Annotated in this window: 1 protein-coding gene; it reads left to right on the top strand. The window is 70.8% G+C overall.

The window, feature by feature from the left end:
• Positions 1–1,310, top strand: a 1,310-nt coding sequence (locus FVW20_RS15780) for a portal protein (protein WP_196610353.1), incomplete at both ends; no start/stop codon positions are given.

The following is a 1,310-nucleotide window of genomic DNA, read 5'->3' as shown; positions in this document are numbered from 1 at the left end:
ATGCAGGGCGGGCTCACCTCGCCCGCCCGCCCGTGGTTTCGCCTGCGCCTGGCCGATGGGGCCGACGCGGAATCCGGCCCGGCCCGCCGCTGGCTGGATGCGGTGGAACAGCGGCTGTACTGGGCGCTGGCCCGCAGCAACTTCTACCAGGCCTCGCACGCGCTCTACACCGAACTGGCCGCCTTCGGTTCCGCCGACCTGTACCAGGAAGTGGACCCCGAACGGCTGACCCGTTTCGCCGCGCTGACCTGCGGTGAATTCTCCTGGGCCTGCGACGCGGCGGGCCGCGTGGACACCGTTGCGCGGCGCATGCTGATGACCGCCCGCCAACTGGCGGAACGCTACGGCGAGGCGCGGCTGTCCACCGGCACGCGGCGCATGCTGCGCAAGGAGCCCAACCGCCATGTGGAGGTGGTGCATCTGGTGCGGCCCCGCGCCGTGCGCACCCCCGGCCACGGCGGCAACCTGCACATGCCTTTCGAGTCGCTGGTGTTCGAGGCGGATGGCGCCGCCGGGGACCTGCTGCACGAGGGCGGCTTCGAGGAGTTCCCGCACCTCGCGGCGCGCTGGGATGTCACCGGCAGCGACGTGTATGGCCGATCGCCCGGCATGGACGTGCTGCCCGACGTCAAGATGCTGCAGGAAATGGCCCGCAGCCAGCTGCTGGCCATTCACAAGGTAGTCAACCCGCCCATGCGCGTGCCCACCGGCTTCAAGCAGCGACTCAACCTCATTCCCGGCGCGCAGAACTACGTGGCGCCGGGCCAGCCCGAGGCCGTGGCCCCGCTCTACCAGATCAACCCGGACATCGCGGCGGTGACGCGCAAGATCGACGACGTGCGCAAGGCCGTGCGCGAGGGGTTCTTCAATGATCTCTTCCTGATGTTCACGGCGGACGGGCGCTCCAACGTCACGGCGGCAGAGGTGGCCGAACGCGGGCAGGAAAAGCTGCTCATGCTCGGCCCGGTCATCGAGCGGCACCAGACGGAACTGCTCGATCCGCTGCTGACGCGCACCTACGGCATCCTGCGCCGGGCCGGGGCGCTGCCGCCCAACCCGCCGGAACTGGAAGGGCTGGAGATGCGCGTGGAATACGTTTCGGCCCTGGCCCAGGCCCAGCGGCTGGGCGCGGCGCAGTCCATCCGCCAGTTCGCGGCGGAGGTCACGGCCCTGTCGGCCACCGCGCCCGGCGTGCTGGACAAGATCGATTTCGAGCAGGCCGTGGACGAACTGGCCTCCATCGGCGGGGTGCCCGCCAGGGTGGTGCGCTCCGACGCCGAGGTACTGCGGCTGCGCGCGGAGCGCGAGGC

The sequence above is a fragment of the Nitratidesulfovibrio oxamicus genome (assembly GCF_015731765.1).
GTDB lineage: Bacteria > Desulfobacterota > Desulfovibrionia > Desulfovibrionales > Desulfovibrionaceae > Cupidesulfovibrio > Cupidesulfovibrio oxamicus.
The sequence above is the reverse complement of the archived record's forward strand: the minus strand, read 5'-3'. Positions and strand labels throughout refer to the sequence as shown.